Source organism: Streptomyces yamdrokensis, from assembly GCF_053890455.1.
This window is the reverse complement of record NZ_JBSSMB010000002.1, coordinates 42,187-60,587: the sequence shown is the minus strand read 5'-3', so window position 1 is coordinate 60,587 and position 18,401 is coordinate 42,187. Positions and strand designations below refer to the sequence as shown.

At 68.6% G+C, this 18,401-nt stretch carries 17 protein-coding genes and 1 pseudogene; 7 read left to right on the top strand and 11 right to left on the bottom strand.

Translation table 11 applies throughout. The features are described 5' to 3' along the window. Positions 1-28: 28 nt before the first annotated feature. Both ACWZEH_RS34425 and ACWZEH_RS34420 read left to right on the top strand, forming a co-directional pair. Positions 29-4,321, top strand: a complete 4,293-nt coding sequence (locus ACWZEH_RS34425) for a P-loop NTPase family protein (RefSeq protein WP_456200083.1) — start codon at positions 29-31, stop codon at positions 4,319-4,321. A 62-nt stretch (positions 4,322-4,383) separates the two neighbouring features. After that, positions 4,384-4,767: a hypothetical protein gene (locus tag ACWZEH_RS34420; protein WP_456200081.1), complete on the top strand. Its 384-nt coding sequence runs from the start codon at positions 4,384-4,386 to the stop codon at positions 4,765-4,767. Positions 4,768-5,064: 297 nt separating this feature from the next. Here the strand turns inward: ACWZEH_RS34420 and ACWZEH_RS34415 are convergent, their stop codons facing one another. Together ACWZEH_RS34415 and ACWZEH_RS34410 are read right to left on the bottom strand one after the other, a co-directional pair. Continuing rightward, entirely contained in the window at positions 5,065-5,415 is a 351-nt protein-coding gene (locus tag ACWZEH_RS34415; protein ID WP_456200080.1) for a hypothetical protein, read from the bottom strand. 311 nt (positions 5,416-5,726) lie between these two features. Then, positions 5,727-5,867: pseudogene (locus tag ACWZEH_RS34410) on the bottom strand (IS256 family transposase); the annotation flags it as partial. A 427-nt stretch (positions 5,868-6,294) separates the two neighbouring features. Here ACWZEH_RS34410 and ACWZEH_RS34405 point away from each other — a divergent pair. Further along, positions 6,295-6,816, top strand: coding sequence for an RNA polymerase sigma factor (locus ACWZEH_RS34405; RefSeq protein WP_456200198.1), 522 nt, complete (start codon positions 6,295-6,297; stop codon positions 6,814-6,816). A 145-nt stretch (positions 6,817-6,961) separates the two neighbouring features. After that, entirely contained in the window at positions 6,962-7,816 is an 855-nt protein-coding gene (gene trpC / locus ACWZEH_RS34400) for an indole-3-glycerol phosphate synthase TrpC (protein WP_456200197.1), read from the top strand. Between the two features lie 500 nt (positions 7,817-8,316). Here the strand turns inward: trpC and ACWZEH_RS34395 are convergent, their stop codons facing one another. After that, a complete protein-coding gene (locus tag ACWZEH_RS34395) occupies positions 8,317-9,576 on the bottom strand; it encodes a hypothetical protein (RefSeq protein WP_456200079.1) in 1,260 nt (419 codons plus the stop codon). 574 nt (positions 9,577-10,150) lie between these two features. On the opposite strand from ACWZEH_RS34395, the gene ACWZEH_RS34390 reads away from it, so the two are divergent. Together ACWZEH_RS34390 and ACWZEH_RS34385 are read left to right on the top strand one after the other, a co-directional pair. After that, complete coding sequence (locus tag ACWZEH_RS34390; protein WP_456200078.1) at positions 10,151-11,200, top strand: ParA family protein; 1,050 nt, start codon at positions 10,151-10,153, stop codon at positions 11,198-11,200. Then, positions 11,197-12,279: a ParB/RepB/Spo0J family partition protein gene (locus ACWZEH_RS34385; protein WP_456200076.1), complete on the top strand. Its 1,083-nt coding sequence runs from the start codon at positions 11,197-11,199 to the stop codon at positions 12,277-12,279. The genes ACWZEH_RS34390 and ACWZEH_RS34385 overlap by 4 nt, the downstream gene beginning before the upstream one ends. A gap of 101 nt (positions 12,280-12,380) precedes the next feature. Here the strand turns inward: ACWZEH_RS34385 and ACWZEH_RS34380 are convergent, their stop codons facing one another. The 4 genes from ACWZEH_RS34380 to ACWZEH_RS34365 form a co-directional block, all read right to left on the bottom strand. Next, a complete protein-coding gene (locus tag ACWZEH_RS34380) occupies positions 12,381-12,506 on the bottom strand; it encodes a hypothetical protein (RefSeq protein WP_456200074.1) in 126 nt (41 codons plus the stop codon). A 239-nt stretch (positions 12,507-12,745) separates the two neighbouring features. Then, complete coding sequence (locus ACWZEH_RS34375; RefSeq protein WP_456200073.1) at positions 12,746-13,015, bottom strand: hypothetical protein; 270 nt, start codon at positions 13,013-13,015, stop codon at positions 12,746-12,748. A gap of 452 nt (positions 13,016-13,467) precedes the next feature. Continuing rightward, positions 13,468-13,935, bottom strand: coding sequence for a Pycsar system effector family protein (locus ACWZEH_RS34370; RefSeq protein WP_456200071.1), 468 nt, complete (start codon positions 13,933-13,935; stop codon positions 13,468-13,470). A 12-nt stretch (positions 13,936-13,947) separates the two neighbouring features. After that, positions 13,948-14,391: an RRQRL motif-containing zinc-binding protein gene (locus ACWZEH_RS34365; RefSeq protein WP_456200070.1), complete on the bottom strand. Its 444-nt coding sequence runs from the start codon at positions 14,389-14,391 to the stop codon at positions 13,948-13,950. Positions 14,392-14,545: 154 nt separating this feature from the next. On the opposite strand from ACWZEH_RS34365, the gene ACWZEH_RS34360 reads away from it, so the two are divergent. Further along, on the top strand, positions 14,546-14,785 hold the full coding sequence (locus ACWZEH_RS34360) for a hypothetical protein (RefSeq protein WP_456200068.1): 240 nt from the start codon (positions 14,546-14,548) through the stop codon (positions 14,783-14,785). 15 nt (positions 14,786-14,800) lie between these two features. On the opposite strand, the gene ACWZEH_RS34355 is transcribed toward ACWZEH_RS34360, so the two are convergent. The 4 genes from ACWZEH_RS34355 to ACWZEH_RS34340 form a co-directional block, all read right to left on the bottom strand. Beyond that, positions 14,801-15,358, bottom strand: coding sequence for a DUF6197 family protein (locus ACWZEH_RS34355; RefSeq protein ID WP_456200067.1), 558 nt, complete (start codon positions 15,356-15,358; stop codon positions 14,801-14,803). A 14-nt stretch (positions 15,359-15,372) separates the two neighbouring features. Beyond that, positions 15,373-15,561, bottom strand: coding sequence for a hypothetical protein (locus ACWZEH_RS34350; protein ID WP_456200066.1), 189 nt, complete (start codon positions 15,559-15,561; stop codon positions 15,373-15,375). 77 nt (positions 15,562-15,638) lie between these two features. Next, a complete protein-coding gene (locus ACWZEH_RS34345; protein ID WP_456200190.1) occupies positions 15,639-17,819 on the bottom strand; it encodes a type IV secretory system conjugative DNA transfer family protein in 2,181 nt (726 codons plus the stop codon). A gap of 169 nt (positions 17,820-17,988) precedes the next feature. Next, positions 17,989-18,393, bottom strand: a complete 405-nt coding sequence (locus ACWZEH_RS34340; RefSeq protein ID WP_456200189.1) for a hypothetical protein — start codon at positions 18,391-18,393, stop codon at positions 17,989-17,991. Positions 18,394-18,401 lie beyond the last annotated feature (8 nt).

The following is an 18,401-nucleotide window of genomic DNA, read 5'->3' as shown; positions in this document are numbered from 1 at the left end:
CGCCAGGCGAGGGGGAGGGTCGGCACCTGTGATCGGCAGATGGTGGAACCGCCCAGGCCGGCAGGAAGCACTGCCGATCGGCGGCGCCCCGCTGGCAGCCGGGGCGAGATCGGTGGTGGCCGGCGGGGATATCGGCTTTGCCGTGACAGGCGACGGCAATCACGTCTATCAGGTGGTCGCGCCACCGCGCGTGGCCACTTCCGATTACCGGTACCAGGTGGAGTCCCTCGCTGCGACCGATTTTCGCGGTCGGCATGACGAACTGACGGCCATGGCGGCGTTCTGCAGCGCGCCCGGGGACGTAGACACAGGGGAGAGCGCGTATTGGCGGTGGTTGGCCCCCGCGTGGGCAGGCAAGACGGCTCTGATGGCCCGGTTCGTCCTTGCGCCACCTCCTGGAGTCGACATCGTGTCGTTCTTCATCACCTCGCGCCTGAACCGGCAGAACGACCGCACCGCTTTCTGTGAGGTGGTGCACCGCCAGTTCTACGCGTTGCTGGGTGAGGAGGAGCCAGCGGTCACCGAGCACACGCGTGAGGAGAGTCTGCTCGCCGCGATGGAGCGGGCCGCTGCGGTCTGCAAAATGCGTGGGCGGCGTCTGGTGCTGGTGGTCGACGGCCTGGATGAGGACCGTGGGGTGCTGGCCGGGCCGGACAGCCACAGCATCGCCGCCCTGCTGCCGCGCTCGCCATCGCACGGGATGCGGGTGATTGTGGCTGGGCGGCCGCACCCTCCCGTTCCGGACGACGTGCCGACATCCCACCCGTTGCGGGACAGCACTATCGACCGGTGGCTGAGGCCCTCGCCGTTTGCCGCTGGGGTGCGCCGGGAGGCCGAGGACAGTCTGCTGCGCATGCTGGATGCCGGTGGTCTGGCACGAGCACTCCTCGGGCTGGTGACGGCGGCCGGCGGCGGATTGACGGCTGCGGACCTGGCCAAGCTGGCGGGTACGCGTCCGCGGCTGGTGGAGCGGGAGTTGAGCACGGTCACCGGGCGTGCCTTCCGGGTCCGCTCACCCCAGTGGTCTTCCTGGGGGGATGGCCGCCGGGCTGCGGGCGTCTACGTGCTGGCCCACGAGGAGATCCAGCGCAGCGCCCTCGACCTGCTGACTGACGAGGAGTTGACGGCGTACCGGGAGCGGCTGCACGAGTGGGCAGACTCCTTCCACGAGCGGCACTGGCCGCCTCACACGCCGGAGTACCTGCTGCGTGGATACAGCCAGCTGCTGCGCACGCAGGCGGACAGGGCGCGGCTCGTTCAGCTGGCCGGCGGCGCTCACCGCCACAGCCGCTTGTGGCAGCGCTCCGGCTCCGACCTAGACGCGCTGGCAGAGCTCTCTGCCGCATTCGACAGCCTGGTGGCCTGTGGCAGCTCCGATCCGGCGGATGTCGGTGACGCCTTCCTGCTCGCTGTGCGGCGCGATGCTCTGCGCTCCCGCAGTGAGAGCATTCCGGACGCACTGATCGCTGTGTGGGCGGGCCTGGGGCATGTGCGGCGCGCGGTCAGCCTGGCTCGTGCCCGCCAGGACGACCTGGCGCGGTTGCAGGCGTTCACTGGGGTGGTTCAGGCTTTGGCTGCCGCCGGTGATCTGCCGCAGGCGGCAGAGGTGGCTGACGAAGCGGCAGAACTGGCGGGCGCCGTGACCGGGCCGCGTCGTGAGGAGGCGACGGCACGCGCCGTAACCATGCTGGCCGTCGCCGACTGCCCCGACCGGGCGGTCGACGTGGCACAGACGCTGGCTTCTCGGGAGGCCCGTGGCCGGGTTTTGGCGCAAGCTGCCCTCGCCGCGCTGCAGGCCGGGCAACGCCGCGCGGGAGAGGTCATTGCCCATGCGGCCGCCTCGTCGATACCCGACATTGTGCCTGTCTCGACAGTGCAGGCCATGACCGTGGACGGCCGCTACCCAGAGGCCGTGACAGTGGCTCGAACGGTCAGCGACACCGACCTGCGGGCCCGCCTGGTGGCGAACATCGCCATAGCCATGGCAGGGAGCGGGCAGCATTCGGACGCCGTCGCGGTGGCCGAGGATGCTCTCTTGGGAGCAACGAGCAACGCCCTAACAGCTGGTGCGGCCGCGCTGGCCCACGCCGGCGAGCACCAGCGAGCAACCGAACTGTGCCGGTCGCTGTCCGACCCGTACGCCCAGATGACGTCCCTGGCACAGGTCGCAGCTGTTCTGGCCAAGTCCGGCACGGGGAGCCGCGCAGCCGAGCTCGCTCGCGAGTCCGCTGCCCTCGCCGACCAGGTAACCGCGGACAATCTGCGCGCCCACGGCCTCACCATGGCAGCGCAGGCCCTGGCTCTAGCCGGACGGCACGAGCATGCCGTCGAACTGCTGCGGCCCCTCAAGTCCCCTAGGGAGCGTGAGGAGGCTGTCGCGGACATCGTCGCCGCCTTGGCGCAAGCAGCGGACGGCCTCGGCCCTGCAGCCCAACTGGCGCACAGCCTGAGTCTCCCCCGCAGCCGGAGCCAGGCACTGGCACACCTCGCAGCTGCCCACTTGCGCGCCGGAAGCCGCGAGCAAGCAGAAGAGCTGGCCCGGGAGGCCTCCGACGCGACCCGGCAGGGCACCGTGCTAGGAGAGTCCCATCACGTCGGCACGCTGTCCGTGATCTTGGCCGAGTCGGATGCGCCGGGCCTCGCCGTTGAGGTTGCGCAAGGGATAAGCGACCCGGACAGGCAGGCCAGAGTCCTGCTGGAGGCGGCCTGCGGCGCGGCCAGGTGCGGCAGGCCCCACCACGGCGCAGACATCGCCCGCGCGATCCTGGATCCGTACCAGCAGGCCCAGGCGCTGGGCTGGGTCGCAGCCGCCGCGGCCCGGGCCGGTTCCCTGGAGCTCGCCAGCAGCCTGGTACAGGCGATGCACGAGGCCGAAAGCAGCCGCCCTTCACAGCCGTTTGTCTCAGTCGATCACAGCAAAGCCGCCCTTGCCGCATTGGCAAAAGCCTTTACCGATTCCGGTCAAGACGATGCCGCGAGCGCTCTGGTCACCACCGCCCAGCACTCCTGGGTCAGGACGGAGATCCTGGCAGCCGTGGCCGAGGGCCTCGTCGCACGCGGCGAGGACGAGAGGGCCCTCACGCTGGTAAGGGACTTCGCCACGTCCTCGCGCGCTTCTCGCGCCCTCGCCCCGGTGGCCGCTGCATGGGCGCGAGCCGGCTCAGAGCCCCGTGCGCTTGAGGCCATCCAGGCCCTCCCCCACTCGGCAGAGCAGGCCGAGGCGCTTGCCCTCACCGCGCAGTCCCTGGCTAGGGCGGACCATGTTCCGCAGGACTCAGCCCTGGCGCGCCAGGCGCACGCCCTGGCCGACGTGCTGACCGCTCCCACTTGGTCCGACCACGTGTTGTACGAACGCGTGAGGATGCTGGTCCGCCATGGCCGCCTCAAGCTCGCCGCGGCCGTCAGCCAGCACATCACAGACACCTGTCTGCAGGCGCGGGCCGTCGCCCCGGACGACAGCGCCGCCAGTTCGTCGACACCGCCCGCACCCGACCCGGACGAGGACGACAACGATCTTACGGCCGAGGCAGCCTTCCTCGTGGAACTGGCCACCGAAGAACACACCCATCAGCAAGCCGTCGCCTCAGCCGCGGCAGCGCTGGCCTGGACCGGGCAGCACGACCGGGCCCGAGCTCTGGCACACGCACTACCGGACACATTTACCAAGGGCGAGGCCATAGCGTCGGTCGCTGAAGCAATGGTCGCGTTCGGACACGGCACGAAGGGCCTCGAGCTCGCAAGAAGCCTGCCCGACACCCTTCAGCGGGACCGGGTCCTGAGCGACATCACCCACTGGGCCGCTCAGCGCGGGGATTTCCGCACGGCTGTCGACGTAGCCGCCGGCATCGACCACCACGAGCAGCAGAACTGGGCACTCCTGACCACCGTCAACCTCGCTACACGAGAGCGGCAGTACGCTGAAGCCTCTACCGCCGCTCGCGCCCTGCCCAAGTCCTACGACCAGGTGCGAGCGCTGTGCGCGATCTCCGCAGCAGCCCGCCAGCACGGCGAGCACGCTTACGCCGACCAGCTCAGCAGCAAGCTCAAGTCCTTGATCCAAGACACCTCGGACCCAGATGCCCAAACCGAGAGGCAGCGGGGCAGCCTCAAAGCCGCCGCCGCCGAAGGATGGGGCGACAGCCCCCTGGGCCGCACAGCCGCCATTGAAGCGCTCAGTCTCGCCCCCTGGCACGTCTGCATACACGCCACCCACCGAACAGCACCCCAAGCCCTGCAGACGGCCGTACGTGCGATGCTGCACGAGGCGGGGACTGCTGCGGCCGACTCTGCACGGAACACTACGGGCCGCAAGCTGACATGAGCGCAGCCGACGCTCGGGCCGGCGCGATCGGCCGAGTAGCACACGGAGGGGATGATGAGCGCATGAGGGCCTTGATGTACGCGGGTATTGGACTGTGCGGGGCGGGTGCAGCGGCACTGATCGTGGGCGCAGTCATCGACGTCGACGCAGCAGACCCGTGGGCCAGCGTCGGCGGTGGTGTTGCCGGGCTCGTCGGTATCGGCCTCGCCCTGTACGCCCACTTCGCGCTGACCCCCAACAGACCGTCTGTCAGCGCCACCGGGGAACGATCGATCGCCGCCGGAGGCAGCATCGGCGCCGCCACGACAGGCGACGGCGCCGCGCCCACAGCCTCTCCGGCCATGCCCGCGGCAACGCCCCCGGCACCCGGCGGCGCGACGGCAGCCGGCGACCGGTCCGTAGCGGCCGGCGGCGACATCGGTACCGCGTCGACAGGAGACGCGTAGACAGCGGATGCCCCACAACGCCCACTGGGCCGCAACCTGCACCGGCCAGCCAGCCTCAAGGCCCGGGGACCAGCGGCGCGGCCGACGTTCACACCGATGCGCGCTCTCTCCTGCATCCTCATCGGGAGATGACGGCATCCACAGCCGCCCAGGCAGCAAGCCCATGACGGCTCGGGCGCCGCTCCGCGGCGACGCTGGACGCGTAGCACAGCGTTCACTCATGCGCACGACGAAGGGCCCCGCGACGGACTCCCCGACGGCGGGGCCCTTCAGTTACCCAGGAGGGCGGTCCCGTCGTCAGTCGATGTCCAGGAGGACAGCAGTCATGAACGCCTCCGCCTGGTCCTCCGACCATTTCCCATACGGCACGCTGGCCTGCGTCAGGGAGTGGCGCAGGCAGAGCACCGCTTCCTTCAGGGGCACGGGCTGCTTGTCGCCCTCGTCCGCTGCGTCCTGCAGAGCGCGCCGTGCGACGCGCACGGCCCGCGCCGGGTCCACGGAGTGAATCCACTTCAGCGCCGTGATCACGTCCGTGTAGAGGTCAGACCAGCGCAGATTGCCCACCCCGAACTGCTGGCTGTGATGGCGCAAGTTGAAGGCCAGAGCGTGGCCGATGGCGCCGGTAACGCCTGCGGGTAAGTCGCTCACAATGACTCCTCAGTACTCGATCAGGTGGGGCCAGTTGTACACGGCGCCGTCCTCCACAGCCCGGTAGGCGGCGTGGCATCCCCACCCCGGGCGATCGCGCGGCTTCCCAACCCCCTGCGACTTCAAGATGGCGGGGCTTCTCTGAAGTCACAGATGCCCAACCGGCCACGCGCAGCGACACCGCTTGAGAGATCGACAATTCCAAGCAAGGACAACCCACGTGCCGGTCAGCTGCCGGGTCAGACCTCCAAGCGATGCCGCAGGCTACATCATCACTGTCAGTTGCTGCTGGGGGTTGCCCCGCGGGGACAGCCGCCCTCACCGGTCAGCTGCAGGCCCTCGGCCTGGGCCCGGCTCACCAGCTCGTCGATCGGCTGGTCGTCCACGGCCTTCGCCGACACGGCCACTGGCGCCTCGACAGCGCCCTGCTCGGCCATGTTCTCACTGGTCATCGATGCATCCTCCATGATCGAGAGTTACACCGAACGATCTACAGTCCCACGTAGACATCCGATCCCGCGGATTAGATTGCTAGGCGACCCAACCAACGCTTTCCTCCACGGCAGTTACTGGGTGACGACGACGTCCATGTTGTTGCCGACGTGGGAGGAGGAGCTCTGTGTGGAGCAACCCGATTGTCTTGGTTGTTGTTCTTGCGGTGCTCGGTATCAGCCGAATTTTCGCGCGGGCGGCCGCGAAGGTGCTGTATGAGCGCGCTCGTCGCGCCACACTAGTCGCTGTGCTCAATGCAAACCGTCATGATGTCGCAGAGCTTGGTATCCGCCATGACTCCAGTTCCTGTGATCTCCATGTACGCAGGCGTAACTGGCGCAACGATGGCCGTAGGCCTACGGATGCGCCAAGGCGGCGCTGGTGACGATGTCGACAAATTTCGACGAAATGTTCATGTCTCGGTTCGCTTCAGTGGTGCGTGCCTTGGTGGTGCTGGGAGCTGACCGATCCACGGCCGAGGACCTGGCGCAAGAAGCGTTCCTGGTCGCCTTGCGCGACTGGGAAAAAGTTGGGCACCTGGACAAACCTGAGGCGTGGGTGGTGAAGACCGCAATCTACAAGTGGCGCCAGGTACGCAGAACAGGGGGGCGGCGACAGGAACTGTCCCGACAAGCTGGGCTGTCCTCCATCTCACATCAACAGCAGCCCGCCGAAGAGGTCGAGAGACGGTCAGACATCGTGAACGGCTTGCTTGGCCTGACCGAGCGGCAGCGTGAGGTGCTGGTGCTGTACTACTACTTCGACCAAACTGTTGGCGAGGTGGCTCAGATGTTGGGAGTCACGCCGGGCACGGTCAAGTCCACGCTGCACGATGCTCGTGGTGCGTTGGGCAAGATCCTGGCAAGTTATGCGGACGAGTTCAGAAAGGGGGGCAATGTCAATGGCTAAAGAATCCGACGACACCAAGCGACTGCTGCATGAGGCGACACGAGACGTCGCCTACTCCCCTGAGGACCTGGCTGCTCGCTTGGCGGACCTCAAGCGACGTGCAGCGGCTCCTGCTATTGCCCGACTTCAAGGAACACCCACGCCTCTGAGGACAGCTGCCGTCCCACCGGCCAGTGCCCCATCATACGGGCCGGCGGGTCTTCTCGGTGAAATCATCGCTGGCGTGCGTGAGGATCTCGCGGAGCGGCAGGCGCGCGTCAGCCTCGACGAGCTCAAGGAGCGCGCGGCCAAGGCTCCTGCGGCCAAGGACGGCGTGGCCGCCCTGCGCGGCGACGGCGTCAAGGTGATCTGCGAGGTCAAGCGCTCCAGCCCGTCCAAGGGCGCGCTCGCCGCGATCGCCGACCCGGCCGGGCTCGCCGCCGACTACGAGGCGGGCGGCGCGGCCGTCATCTCCGTCCTCACCGAGCAGCGCCGCTTCGGCGGCTCGCTGGCCGACCTGGAGGCCGTCCGCGCACGTGTGGACATCCCCGTGCTGCGCAAGGACTTCATCGTCACCTCGTACCAGCTCTGGGAGGCCCGTGCGTACGGCGCCGACCTCGCGCTGCTGATCGTCGCGGCCCTCGACCAGCCGGCCCTGGAGTCGCTGATCGAGCGCGCCGAGTCCATCGGGCTCACCCCGCTCGTCGAGGTGCACGACGAGGACGAGGTCGAGCGGGCGGTCGACGCGGGCGCCAAGGTCATCGGCGTCAACGCGCGCGACCTCAAGACCCTCGAGGTCGACCGCGGCACCTTCGAGCGGGTCGCCCCCGAGATCCCCGCCCACCTGGTCAAGGTCGCCGAGTCCGGCGTCCGCGGCCCGCACGACCTCATCGCCTACGCCAACGCCGGTGCCGACGCCGTCCTGGTCGGCGAGTCTCTCGTCACCGGCCGCGACCCCAAGACGGCGGTCTCCGACTTTGTCGCTGCTGGTGCCCGTTATGCCGTCAGGCGCAGCATCTGAGGCAGTTACTGAGGTTGAACTCATGTTGTCGTTAAGGACTGACGGGCCGCGGTTTCCTGCGGTGCACCGGGGGATGCGGTATCCACTTCCACCACCGCCATCGTCGCCGCCGGTCCAAGAAAAGCTCGGTGCCCGGCACACCCCCACCTACCCGTTGAACACGCCACTGCTGACCATGCTGCAGAGGGAATCGATGACCGCGGCGACGCAAAAGTCTACTGAGTCGAAGACCCAGTGGACTGTGCTGAAGCTCCCTCCACGAGCGGGCTGAGGGCCGTCGCGGCGAAGGTAGCGCACCCAGCAGTTCTCACAGGGGCGCAAGCCGACCGCCCACTGTGCCAAGGCTGGCGGTCAACGAGGTACAGGCACTGCTCTCAGGCGAGGGTGCGACCGTGAGCGCAGGCGGTGATGCGGTGAATCGGGGGTGCGATTGTAAAAGTCAGCCACCGCTGACGTCGCCCGCTACTCCGGCGCCCGCTACTCCTGTGATGTGGGCGCTGTCAGTCGGTTCGGGCGACTAGCAACTGGGCTCGGGTGTAGGTGGTCGTGCCGTCCGAGGGCGTGTCACGCAGCAACTCGATCAGACCGTGTGGTGCTGCGGAGTCCCCTACTTCGACTGCGGGAGCGGAGATGTCGTCGAGGAGGACGTCGACGAGGCGGGCGAGGGTGTGGCAGCCGGTGCCTGAGTAGCCGAAGCCGATTCCCCAGCCTTCCCTCTCAGGCGCCAGCCACAGAGTGCCGTCTTGGGTGCGGATCCAGCATGTGTGGCCGCTGAGGATGAGGGCGGCGAGCGGTGAGCGGGTGGGCAGGCGCTGCAGGGTGTAGGTGAAGAGGTTCGCGCTGCGGGTGCCCGGGGCGCGGTGCAGCACGGGGATGCCGGTGACGGGGTCGTGGAGGAGGGGGTCGGTGTCGGTATCGCGGCCGTTGTCGAGCAGGATTTTCTCCAGCACGGTGGAGGGCTGGTCGCGGTCGGCGGGGACCAGGCGTTGGGCCCATTCGTGGGCGGTGGTGCAGGAGCTTGGGTGCACGCTGGTCACGGCGCCGGTGTGCCAGTCTTGGCCGCCGTCCCAGCGCTGGGCGAAGTCTGCGACCCGGTGTGCGAGGACATCGCGGCGTTCGGTGATGCTCAGCCAGCCGGCGCGGCGGATCATCTCCGCTGGCTCTTGGGGGGCAGGGCGTGTGAGCGGGGCCGGGACCGCGCCGAGAACGAGGTAGGCGCCGTCGCCGCCGTCGGCCGCGTTCTCGCGCAGTTTGGTGATGTTACGGGTAGCTGAGGTGTGGCCGCGGTGGCGGACCTCCCGGGCGAGGTACCAGCAGAGTTCGGCGGCTGGGGAGCCGTCCGGTTCGTCGGCGGCGAGCTCTACGAGTGCCGTGATGGGGGTGGCAATGTCGCGTGCGGGCACTACTGCCGGCGGTGTGCCCGGGCGCCAGGCGGCGATTGCATCGCGGTCACGCAGGTGGTGGAACCAGTACGGCGCTGGTTGTCTGAGCACTGCGGCCAGTTGGGCCCAGGTCGTCTCGTACTGCTTGCCGGATCCGTCGATGTCGTAGGCGAAGAGCTCAGGCACGTACGGTTGTGTCATCTGTGTGCTGGTCTGCGCCACCACTAGGCATGCGTAGCGGTCAGTGAGGCGCTCGCCGTGGCGTCGGTGCAGGGCGCGGAGGACCGTTTTGGGGTTGGCGTTGCCGTCGATCAGTGAGTGCACCAGTCCGAGGCCGCCTCGTTCTGTGTTCCACCGCAGCACTGCGTAGCTGTCCACGAACTCTGTTTCCTCGAAGACAACGTCTCCAGCCGTTGCCTGCTGGAGCCATTGCTCCTGTAGGCCGTCGTTGTCGCCGTCCGGTGTGCTCCGCGTGAACCGTCCCATGTTGTTCCCTTTCCGGGGGTTGTTGGCGCGGCTCGGGTGGGCCGTGCCAACGTCCAAGATTGCGTGCCGACTTCACCCTGCCCATCTCCGCGGGTCAGCACCGCGCCCCATGGAAGTCAAGAGGGGGTGACCGTCGGCCGCTGGCGTGTGGATGCCAGCCACGAGGTGTGGGAGTACGGCTGCTGTCGCTGCCGGTCGAAGGGTTATCTGATCAGGTGCGCTTTCGGTTGGAAGGCGAAGTCGGCGACAAGGACTGGGTGGTGGGAGTGAAGTAGTTGGTGTTTGTGTGCCGTGTTTTGCCCTCTTCGGGGGTGAACTGGTGGCCAGTGCTCCCTACCGTGATGTCCACCTAGTAATGTTTGGTCGCATGAGCCTCCCTAGCCCTCGAGGGGAGAGAGAGAAGCTAATTACAGCCCTCACTCCCCAATTGCGCAGACACCTAAAGATCCGTGCTTTCGAGCACGGAATGGACATTCAGGACGCGGCCGAACACGCCATCAGGGCCTGGTACGAAGCCGACGGGCTCCCCGAGGTGAAGACCGACGGCGCCAAGACGTGGGGAACTTTCCTCCCAGTCGGCGAACCTGACAGGTTCAAGGGGGTCTGCGCGGAACGAGGGGTCACTTACGTGCAGGGCCTGGCGCAGGCGCTGACCCTGTGGCTCGACAACCACCCGTCTCCTTCGGCCCCCTTGGTGTCGCAGCCTGTCGTGCGCGTCATAGTGGCTAACCAGAAGGGCGGTGTCGGCAAGACTTTCCTCTCATCGGGGATTGCTCAGGCCCTCGCGGAGGCCGGCCATCGAGTACTGCTCGTCGACTATGACCCGCAGGGGCACCTGACGGCGGAACTCGGCTTCGAAGAGCTCATGTACGAGGACGACGTCGAGACGCTGATGATGCACATGGACGGCACCGCCAAGGGCGACATCCACGACCTCCTGGTGGCCCTAGACCAGGAGCGGTTTGGGGAGCGGCTGCACCTGTTGCCTGCCTCCGACGATGCCTTCCTGCGTGATGTCGCTTTGTCCAAGGTGAGTTTCTCGGAGGCCGCGCTCGAGCGTGCCCTGGAACCCTTGGAGGAGGACTACGACGTCATCATCATCGACGGCCCGCCCAGCCTGGGCCTGAACATGGACACTGCGCTGTACTACGTGCGCCGTCGTGACGGTGAGCTCGCCGACCGGTCCGGGGTGATAACTCCTGTCTGGGCGAACAAGGCCTCGCACCGGGCGTTCCGTCTTCTGAAGAACCAGATGGACGACCTGTGTAAGAAGGGCCGGATCCAGGTCGACTACCTCGGGCTGATCATCAACGCCTACGACAGTCGCCGCGGCAAGCTCGTGAAGCAGAACAGGGACGAGTGGGAGAAGAGCAGTTCCCCGCCCGTGCTCGCCGTGATCGGTGATCTGAAGGAAGGCCGGGAGGCGGCAGACGGTGAGATCCCGCTGCTGGAGTACGCGCCCGACAGTGAGCACGCGCAGGTGATGCGCGAACTGGCGAAGGAGCTTGCCGTATGACTCAGCAGCGTGTCACCCGCGGGTTCAGCATGGATGAGGAGGGGAGCGGCGAGAAGAAGACGCCGCGCCGTATCCGTACTCGCCAGCAGATCATGAACGGTGAGGGCAAGCGGCCTCCGGTCAAGGTGGAGCTCAAGCTGCTCGCCGGTAATCCGTTCAACCCTCGCGACGAGCTCACCGAAATCGAAGAGACAGCGGAGTCGCTGCGGGCCAAGGGCCAGATCCAGCCCGTCACCGTGGCACGGCGTGCGGCCTTCCTGAACGCCCACCCCGGTCAGGAGGATCAGATCGGTGAGGAAGCCGAGTACGTCGTCATCGACGGCAACCGGCGCCTGGCCGCTGCGGTGCTCGCAGGGCTCACCGAGCTGCGCATCGACGTCAATGATGATCTCGCCGCCAGCGCTGCGGATCTCTTGGAGTCCGCTCTCATCGCCAACATTCACCGAGTGGACGTCCCTCCCATAGATCAGGCGAAGGCCATTCAGGAGCTCGTGCAGGTCCATGGATCGCAGGGACGGGTAGCCAGGAGGCTGGGGAAGACGCCGGCCTGGGTGTCCCAGCGTCTGGCCCTGCTGGAGCTCAAACCGGAGCTGCAGGAGAAAGTGGAAACCGGCGAGCTGAAGGTAGAACCGGCTCGCCGTATCGGCCGGCTCCCGAAGGAGCAGCAGGCAGAGGAGGCGGAGAGAGCTATTAACGCCGTTAAGCCTCCGCGACAGCGCCGGAAGCTCTCCGAGGAGCGAAGCGCGGACCCGACCGTTAACGGCGTTAATACCCTCGAGAGCTCAGGGGTGCCGGACTTGTCCGCACCATCGACCGTTAACGCCGTTAATACCTCGGCGGCTCCGGAGGTCCCTGCGAGTACTGAGGGGGACGTCTTGGATCACGAGAAGGGCGGTCAGCCGCGTCGGTTGCCGTACGACGACGCACCGTTTGTCGCCCATCACCTGCACCGGAAGATGGAACCAGCCGTCTTCGCTCAGTGCGCTCGTGTGCTCATCGGCATCCTGCGGGAGCAGCAGCCCGACGAGTACAGGGTCTTGGTCCACCAACTGACCGAGCAAGAGCAGTCATCCGCCTGACCTGAGCAGGCAATGACAGCTTTTGAACGCAAAAAGCCCTCGTACTCCGTACATCGTTCTCGCCGGGAGTACGAGGGCTTTGACGTGCTCGGTTGTGCCTGTCAGGTCACCAGGCTGGACTCACTTGCGGCGTCGTCGATGTCGCTATTGCGGTAGCCGAGGTCGCGACTCACGTTTCCATGCCCATCGATGTCGACCAGGAGGATCCGGGTGCCGTCGGCGGCCACCGGGCAGGCGAGTTCGAGGCGAGGGTCACTTACCGACGTCGCCGTCGCCGTTGGCAGTGACGTAGGTGTTGCTGAGGGCAGACCGGTCGGTTGGTGGTGTCTGATCGTCATCGAACATGGACAGCTGCTTCTGTCGCATACGGGATGGTGCTGCCCTGCGTGCCCCCATGGGCGGGCTCCGCATCGTGACGGGCCCGACAAGGCTCGGTGGCTGGCTGCAGCGGCCAGGTGGAGGGCCGTCATCGTCGGGCCGCTACGGCGAGCAGGGCGAGCAGGATGGTGGAGCCGACGCCGGTCCAGGCGACGGCGACCTGCAGCGGTTCTGCGGCTGCAGGGTGCTGCCAGGAGAGGTAGCCGAAGAACATCGCCATGAAGCTGATGAGGAATGCGGCAACGAGGCCGATCCCGACGAGTAGAGCGGGGGAGGTGGGCTGCGGTCGCGGGGGCGAGACGGAGGCGGGGTCGGAGGGGGCGGCCGGGTCAAGGGTCGGGGTGTTGTGGTCGGACATGTCGGTTCCTTGTGTCGGTGGTACCCGCCGGGCTGGCGAGTGAGCGGAGCATGGAGCAGTCCCGTCCCTTACGTCTTGGGGTGTGTGCTGCTCGGCAGCCGGGGCTGGTGTGCAGCACAGTGAGGGACGGGTGGGTTAGCTCCGCAAGCCCGTCGGGAGAGGAACCATGACAGCCGACGAGGCCTCATTCGAGAGTTATAGGCCTGGGACTTCGTGCGGATTCAGGGCCGTCCTTTCCTTGAATGACGGGTCCGGAACCGCTACAGGGCGCGGGAGTGGACGTGCGCGGTGGGAGGGCCAGAAACGCTGAAAAGGCCCCGGAGACGAGGGGACTCGTCTCCGGGGCCTTGAAAGGTTGCAACGCTAGCGGTGCAGTGTGCTACGAGCGGTATGGAGCGCTTTGCGCCGTGCTGAGCTACGACGTCAGTCCAGTCGAGTCCGGGCCGGGGCGGTTAGAAAAGGGCGCTGAGCGCGGCCAGGGCGAGGAGTGTGAGGGCGCTGAGGGTGCAGTCGACGGCGCGCCGTAGTTGGGTGAACTTGCGCAGGGCGATGTTGGACAGGACGCGGATGCGGGCGGCGCGGATGTCGCCGTCCATGCAGGCGTGGATCTCGGTTGCGTCCAGGCGGGCCCAGTAGGGGAAGGATGCGCGGTCGTGGCCGCCGATGCGGGGGCGGACGACCAGGAGCAGCAGCACGGCCGCGGTGCCGAGGGCGACCACGGCGAGGGCACCGAGGGCCTTGGTGGCCGCAGGCAGGTCGTGATCGGCGAGTGTTGTCAGGCCGGCCAGGACCGCGCCGGCGAAGGCCAGGAGTAAGGAGGCCTTTCCGTCGGTGCGGGCGATTTCGGTCGCGACCGCGGCACAGGCGGCGTCCAGGTTCTTGTCCGTGATGCTCGCGGCGGTCGTGGTGGGTGCGGACATGGCTGGCGTCTCCTAGGCAGCGAGGGTGTGGGCAGGCAGGGCGATGTAGGTGCTCGGGTCGACGGGCGTGCCGTCGTAGCACCCCAAACAGGAGCCGAGGGTGCGCAACGGCAGACAGTGGTGGAAGCGGCGCCGGCAGAGCGGGCACGTGGACCGGGCTGCCATGGCCTTGTCCAGCGCGGCTTCCTTGGCGAGGGTCATCGGCCGGACCGGCAGTGCGAGATCGCGGCGGTACAGGTAGGCGGGCCGGGTGCAGGTGCGGTGGGGGCGGGTGGCGCACGCCTTGCACCGCAGGATCGCCACGGGTTCCTGCCCTCCCGGGCGGAGTCCGTCCGCGCGCAGCTGGCGGCGCGTGGCCAGCAGCTCGGTCGGCGCGGTCCTCCAGTCGTATTCGGGTAACCCCTGCGCAGTGCGGGGGTGTGTCTGGCGTCGCTTCCGAGCGCGGCGGGTGGTCATCGCGTCTCCCAGGAGCGGGGCAGGCGACGGGGACGGTGGGGGTAGCGGGGGCCGGGTACGGCGGGGCGGGGCCGGCCGATACGGCGGCGGGGGCGAGGGAGCATCGGGCTTTCCTCCATGGCTGGTGTGGGTAGGGCGGGTGCGTCAGGCTGGAGTGCGCGCAGAGCAGGGGGCAGTGATGGGCTGGTTTCGCAGTGATCCGCCGGTGGTCGATTTCGACGCGGTGATCGATACGGACGGCGTGACGTGGCAGGCGTTCACGGACGATGACGGGGTGCTGGTCATCGACACCGACGCGGATGTCGAGGTGTTCGTGAACCGCGCGGTGGTGGGCGGGTACGTCTATCCGGCGTGGGTGGACGACTACGGGCGGCTGGTCATCGAATTGGACTGACGGCGGCCCGGGCGGTCACAGTCCCTGCGCGTCGGCCATCGAAGCGGCCTCACCCAGCATCCGGGCCGGGGTGTGGCCGCTGCCGAACCCGTCGTTGAAGGTGGGCACGGAGTCGATGTGGTCGCCGAAGCGGCGCCGGATCGCGTCCAGGACGGTACGCGCGGCGTCGGCTTCCAGGCCGCGGTTACTGCCGGCCTCTGCGCGGATGGCTCCGATCATGCAGACCGCGCCGTTCTCGTCGACCGCGGCGCCGGCGCACCAGCCGCGGGTCTCCATCCGGTGCCGGGCGCGCTCGAGGAGCGCGGCGACCGGGGAGGTGTAGGTCTGGGGCGGTGCCTGCGGGGCCGGGGTGAGTGGCACGGTGACGACGTCGGCGAGGTCGACCGGGGTGGTGTCGATGTGTGCGGTGCGCACTTCGTGGGCCACAGCGGCTTCTTCCAGACGGACGGTCATGGCCGCCTCTGCAGCGGCCAGCCGGGCGTCCAGGCTGAGACGGCCTCCGTCGGCGGGCACCGCTGCCGGGGGTGTCTGGACGGCTGGGGCGGCGGGCGCGGTGTGCTGTGAGGTGGCCATGGTGAGGGCTCCCGTCAGCCCAGCGAGGCGAGGCTGGTAATGGCGGCCAGGAAGTTTTCGATGGCGGGGGCCAGGCCGGTGGAGGCGAGGCAGAACCCGAACGCGGCGCACGCCAGGGCGCTGCCGAACCCGACGGTGCGCTGGCGCAGCAGCACGACCACGACGACGGCCAAGAGCAAGGCCAGGGAAACAGAAACAATCACAGACGGAGTCCTTTCGTGCATGAGGTGATGGCGGCCTCCGGCGTGTTGCCGGAGGCCGCAGTGAGCAGGAGGGGCGGTCAGTCGTTCTCAGGGCTGGAGCCGACACCGGCCGGGGTGGCGGGCGCGTAGACGCCGTGGTCGACCTGGCGCAGGCGGCCGTCGGCCACCAGGTCGCTCAGCGCGTTGCGGATGGTGCCGGCGGCGGCGTCGACCTGCGCGCGGATCTCCTTCGCGGTCATCTGCCGGTCGACCACGTCGAGGATCTTGTCCTTGACGGTGCGGTTCTTCGGCTTGACGGCGGGTGGGGCGAACGAGCCGATCCCGCTGAACTGCGGCGGCAGCGCGGCGCCCGCGCCATCGCCCTCGGTCTTGTCGTTCTTGGAGGGCGGCGGCATCGTCCAGTCGTGCCACAGACCCAGCTCGGTCAGGGCGTCGATCTCCCGGTCGGTGAGGCAGTTGATGGAGCCGTCCTCGGGGAAGATCTCGCCTAGGCCGTCGGGGCTGCCGTCCTTGGGCAGGTGGACGTACAGGCTGCGCATCATGGTCGCCCCAGAGCCGGTGACGGTGTGGCCGACGCCCTGGGTGGGCTCGCCGGGCACGTTGTCGGTGAGGCCGTGCATGCGGTCCATCAGGGACATGGAGGCGTTGAACCGGTCGGGGATCTCGGCGAGGTCGATGTCTCCGGCGAGGCCGCCGGTGGCCTGTCGGGCGGCGATGCCGCCGGAGGAACTGGCGATGCGCAGCACTACGCCGATGCCGCCCTGGACCTGGTCGCGCAGGGAGGCTTCACCGCCGAGCTTGGACAGGTTGAGGGACTGGCCGGCGAAGACGATGCCGATGCCGAACTTGCGGCCCTCGCGGGCCAGGACGTCGGTCATGTGGGCGATCTCGTCGCCCAGGGAGTCGTCACCGACGAGGGAGTTGAACTCGTCCAGGACCAGCACCAGCCCCGGGTAGGGGGAGTGGGCCGAGAAGTCGTGCCCAACCTCTGCGTTGATCTCGCCGCGGATGTCCATCAGGGTGATCGCGGCTTTCAGCATCCACCAGGTGAAGACCGGTCCTGCGTCCTGGCGGTCGATGTGCCGGCCGACCGCGCTCATCTGCGCGTCGGGGCGGGCGGAGGTCACCCAGGTGGCCAGGCCGGCCAGTGCCCATGCCGCGCACATCAGCGCCAGTGCCACGGTTTTGCCGGAGCCGGTGACGCCGACCAGGAAGCCGTGCAGGGTGCCGGCCGCGGACTGCATGTGGACCTTGGCGTCGCTGCCGTCGTGGGCGGTGCCGATGACGTAGCGGCCGTAGGCGTCCAGGGTCAGCAGCTCGCGGGTGGCACGGCGCGATGCCTTCAGTGGCGCCGACTCGTACAGCGTCACCAGTGCCTCGCGGCCCCGGGTCTCTGCGACCAGGCGCAGTTCCTCGGGTTCCACGCCGAATGCGGAGCAGAGCTGGGCGTGGTGGACGCGGGCGAGCTTGCCGACGTCGACCTGGGCGAGGATCATGCCGCGTGCGGGCAGGTCACCGGAGGCGGGGAACTGTTCGACGCGGACGATTTTGCTGCCGGGGATGGCGCCGTCCGGGCGGGCGACGTTCTCCGCCCACATGTCCTCGATGCTGCCGCCGCGTCGGCGGGTGGTGGGGGCGACGGTGAGCCGCATGCGGCCCGGGCCGGTGCCGGGGATCTCGTCCAGGGCGACGCAGCCGACGGGGAAGCCGAAGCAGGCGGCGACGTCCACCAGGTCGATGCGCGGCACGGGCTTGCCGGCCGGGGCCACGACGTGGGCGGTGAAGTCGGGGTGCTGGGGGGAGACGGTCTGCTCGATGTTCTCCAGCCGGGTGCCGGGGGCGACTTCGGCGGTGTCCCACATCTGCATGACCAGGCCGCGAAAGCCGGGCGGGTAGGGGGCCGTCTCGGTGGTCGGCGGGGTCCAGGTGGAGCGGGTGATGGGCAGGGCGGCGGCCATGGCGGCGCCCCACGCCAGTGCGGCGACCGGTTCCCACCAGGAGTGGCCGGGGACGATCGCGGCGGCGGCGTAGACGGCGCCGCCGGTGACCGGTCCCAGGACGCGCTGTGCGGTGCGGATTGTGCGGCGGAAGTCCTTCGTCTTGACCTTGCGGTACAGCCACCACACGCAGCCGCCACTGAGGGCGGCGGCGGTGGTGTGCGCGGGCAGCAGCTCCATGGAGGGGACGTAGGCGAGGGCGGCGGCGGATGCCCCGTAGGCGGCCATTTCTGCCTTCGCCCGGGTGGGCAGCGTGCTCATCGGTGACGGGTCCTTTCGTGCGGTGGCTCGGGAGTCCGCTGGTCGTGCTGGACGCCGCACCGCCCCGGCGGGGGCGGTGCGGCGTCCGGCGTGGCCAGTGGGCGGAAACGGCGGTGGGGCCGCACCGGCGTCCGGGTGCGGCCCCACGAGGGGGTGGTGCGGTGGGCGGCTACTGCGGCCGGTAGAAACCGGGCCTGGCCTGGCGCGCCTTGGATGCGGTGACGGCGGCGTGGATGCCGCCGTACTCCGCCTGGTGCTCGGCCTTGAGGTGGCCGGCGGCGGTGTGCATCGCCTCGGCCGCGCCCATCAGCTGCTTGCAGCCGCCGACGACGCGGCCGAACGCCGTGCCGACATCGGCGACAGCGGCGACGTGGCGGTCGTCGACGTGGGCGGCGGCGCTCAGGTCGGCCACGGTGATGGCCGCGTTCGCGTTGGCGCGCATGCGCTGCGCCAGTCGCTCGGCTTCCTCCAGCAGCCCTGTGGCGGCGTTCTGCAGCGCGGTGAACTTGGCGACGAGTGCGGTGTAGCCGTTGTTGGCGCCGTCGGCGCCGACGGCGGGTGCGATCTGCCCCATCGGCTGTT

Coding starts and splice junctions, on each gene's coding strand:
- ACWZEH_RS34390 (WP_456200078.1), top strand. CDS start 10,151: ATGGACATTCAGGACGCGGCCGAACACGCCATCAGGGCCTGGTACGAA.
- ACWZEH_RS34375 (WP_456200073.1), bottom strand. CDS start 13,015: ATGTCCGACCACAACACCCCGACCCTTGACCCGGCCGCCCCCTCCGAC.
- ACWZEH_RS34420 (WP_456200081.1), top strand. CDS start 4,384: ATGAGGGCCTTGATGTACGCGGGTATTGGACTGTGCGGGGCGGGTGCA.
- ACWZEH_RS34365 (WP_456200070.1), bottom strand. CDS start 14,391: ATGACCACCCGCCGCGCTCGGAAGCGACGCCAGACACACCCCCGCACT.
- ACWZEH_RS34345 (WP_456200190.1), bottom strand. CDS start 17,819: ATGAGCACGCTGCCCACCCGGGCGAAGGCAGAAATGGCCGCCTACGGG.
- ACWZEH_RS34355 (WP_456200067.1), bottom strand. CDS start 15,358: ATGGCCACCTCACAGCACACCGCGCCCGCCGCCCCAGCCGTCCAGACA.
- ACWZEH_RS34340 (WP_456200189.1), bottom strand. CDS start 18,393: ATGGGGCAGATCGCACCCGCCGTCGGCGCCGACGGCGCCAACAACGGC.
- ACWZEH_RS34370 (WP_456200071.1), bottom strand. CDS start 13,935: ATGTCCGCACCCACCACGACCGCCGCGAGCATCACGGACAAGAACCTG.
- ACWZEH_RS34405 (WP_456200198.1), top strand. CDS start 6,295: ATGTCGACAAATTTCGACGAAATGTTCATGTCTCGGTTCGCTTCAGTG.
- ACWZEH_RS34385 (WP_456200076.1), top strand. CDS start 11,197: ATGACTCAGCAGCGTGTCACCCGCGGGTTCAGCATGGATGAGGAGGGG.